General features: G+C 73.2%; 4 protein-coding genes. All 4 read right to left on the bottom strand.

What is annotated here, in order from left to right; all coding sequences use genetic code 11:
* On the bottom strand, positions 1-301 hold a 301-nt coding region (locus BIV57_RS14950), incomplete at its 3' end, for a TetR/AcrR family transcriptional regulator (RefSeq protein ID WP_139275679.1).
* A 29-nt stretch (positions 302-330) separates the two neighbouring features.
* The gene (locus tag BIV57_RS14945) at positions 331-1,047 is read right to left on the bottom strand and encodes an ABC transporter ATP-binding protein (RefSeq protein WP_071657299.1); all 717 of its coding nucleotides are present in this window, start codon (positions 1,045-1,047) and stop codon (positions 331-333) included.
* The gene (locus tag BIV57_RS14940; protein ID WP_071657298.1) at positions 1,044-2,165 is read right to left on the bottom strand and encodes an ABC transporter permease; all 1,122 of its coding nucleotides are present in this window, start codon (positions 2,163-2,165) and stop codon (positions 1,044-1,046) included. Before BIV57_RS14940 ends, BIV57_RS14945 begins: the two co-directional genes overlap by 4 nt.
* A gap of 17 nt (positions 2,166-2,182) precedes the next feature.
* Positions 2,183-2,443: antibiotic biosynthesis monooxygenase family protein (locus BIV57_RS14935; protein WP_139275677.1), on the bottom strand; the 261-nt coding region annotated here is incomplete at its 5' end.

Genomic DNA, 2,443 nt, shown 5'->3' with positions numbered 1-2,443 from the left:
GGAGTTCGGCGCGGACGAAGGCGTCGATGCGGGCACGGGGCTCGGTCGCGGCATCGAGGGCTTGGGCCACGGCGACGTCGGCGGCGGTGAAGGCGTCCTCCACAATGGCCGCGAGCAGGGCGGCGCTGGAGGGGAAGTACTGGTAGAAGCTGGGGCGGGCCAGTCCGGCGCGTGCGGTGACCGCGGCCGGGGTGACGGCGGTGACGCCTTGCTCGGCGAGCAGGTCGACGGCTGCGCGGATCAGCGCCGCCCGCTGCTGGGCGCGGTGCTCAGGAACGGTGGCGGCGCTGATCTTGGGCATGGTGCGGTCGGGCCTTTCGACTCGGGTGGTCAGGTGAGGCGGCCGTCCCGCAGGGCCAGGACGCGGTCGGCTGCGTCCAGTATCTCCGTGTCATGGGTGACCATGACCGTGGCGGTGTTGTTCTGGCGGGTCTGCTCGGCAAGGAGGTCGGCGACATCGCGGGCACGGGCCCGGTCCAGGGCGGAGGTCGGCTCGTCCACCAGGAGGACCTCGGGGGACAGGACGAGCGCGCGGGCCAGGCCGATGCGCTGGCGTTCGCCGCCCGAGAGCTGGTGGGGGCGCCGGTCCGCGCGGTGGGTCATGCCCACGGCTTCCAGCAGCTCACCGGCCCGGGTGCGGGCGGCGGCATCCAGCCGCCCGGCGACATGCGCGGGCAGCAGGAGCTGCTCCAGGGCGGTGAGGGAGGCCAGCAGGTTGGCGTTCTGGAAGACATAGCCGATGTGTTGGCGGCGGTGGGCGGTGCGCCGGCGCTCGGTGAGGGCGGTCAGATCGGCGTCGGCGACGTGGACGGTGCCCTCGGTGGGGGTCTGCAGGCCACCCGCGACGGCCAGCAGGCTGGACTTGCCGGAGCCGGACGGGCCGGTCACCGCGAGGTACTCACCTGGCCGGACATCCAGGGTGACCTGGTCCAGGGCGGTGACCTGCTGCTGATCGGAGCCCAGGCGCAGGGTGACGTCGGTCAGGCGCAGCGCGGCCGCTGCGGCCGTGCCGCCGGAGGTGGCGGAAGTGGAGGCGGGGTGGGTCATCGGCTTGCTCCCAGCGCGGTGAGGGCCTGCACCTTGGTGATGCGGCGGACCGCGACGACGGCGCCGGCCAGGCCCAGGACGATCAGCAGCACGGCGGCCAGAGTGATCTGCCCGCTCTGCAGGGAGAACGGCGCGGAACCGTTCATGGCCCCGCCCAGGGCCAGCCCGATCGCGGTCCCGGCAGCGGTGGCGGCCAGCAGGACGGCGGTGACCTGGGCGACGGCGTCGCGCAGGATGTAGCCGGTGCTCGCGCCGATGGCCTTCAGCAGCGCGATCTCCTGGCGGCGCTGGATGGTCCACACCGTGAAGAACGCGCCGACGACCAGGGCGGAGATGGCGTAGAGGAAAGCGCGGATCAGCGTCATGGTGCTGGACTCGGCGCTGTAGCCGGGCGAGGCGGCGAAGGCGCCGGCCTGGTCGACGGTCTGCGTGCCCAGCTTCTTGTCGATCGCGGAGGTGTCGGCCGAGGGGGCGAGCCGCAGGGCGATGGCGGTGGCCTGCCCGGCTGCGGCGGGCGGGAGCTTGCCGGGCAGGCCGTAGTGCAGCCTCTGCCACAGCGGCAGGGGCGCGTAGACGGCGCCGACGTGCCCGAACGAGGCGTGGCCGATGGTGCCGATCACCGTCACCGGGGTCCTGGCCTGGCCGACGGTGAGGCGGTCGCCGGTATGGACGCCTTCCTTGGCGATGTCCTGGCTGACCAGGATGCCGTCGGCGCCCGCCTGCGACAGCGGCTTGCCCGAGGTCGGCACCGGGGCGAGGAAGCCGGTCGGCTCCACCCCGAAGACCGCCAGGTCCACCTGCTTGGCCCCGGGACCGGCCAGCTGGGCGTGGACCAGCTGCTGGCCCAGCGGCTCGGCCTTGCGCACCCCCGGCTGCGTGGCCCACTTCTGCCAGGTGTCCCGGGTGACGGTGGAGCGGGAGAACAGCTCGCCGGAGGCGGACTTGTCGAACGCCAGGTGGGTCGCCGGGAGGCCGCGCAGGGCGGAGACGCCGGAGTCCGCGAGACCCGAGGCGAGGCCGGACAGGATGACACCGAGGACCGCGATCATCGCGACCACGGCACCGATGAGCGCGAAGCGACCGCGGGCGAACCGCAGATCGCGCAGGGCGAGAAACACGGAGGTACCCGTCCTGTTCAGGCGCCGACGGCGATGACGGTCTCGAAGGACTCCACTTCGCCTGCCATGTCGGGCGAGGAGGAGGAGTGCGCGTCGCGGAAGGACGCCGAGGCCATCCAGGCGCTGAATGCCTCCTCGGAGGCGAAGTCCATCACCGCCACATACACGCCGCCCTCGCTCTGCGGCCGCAGCAGACGGGCCGACAGCAGGCCCTCCACGCCGGCCAGGTGGGCGCGCATGCTCGCCCCGAACTGCTCCTCGAAGCCTGCGGCAGCCGC

The organism is Mangrovactinospora gilvigrisea (genome assembly GCF_001879105.1).
Classification (GTDB): domain Bacteria; phylum Actinomycetota; class Actinomycetes; order Streptomycetales; family Streptomycetaceae; genus Mangrovactinospora; species Mangrovactinospora gilvigrisea.
This window is presented reverse-complemented; position numbering and strand designations above follow the sequence as displayed.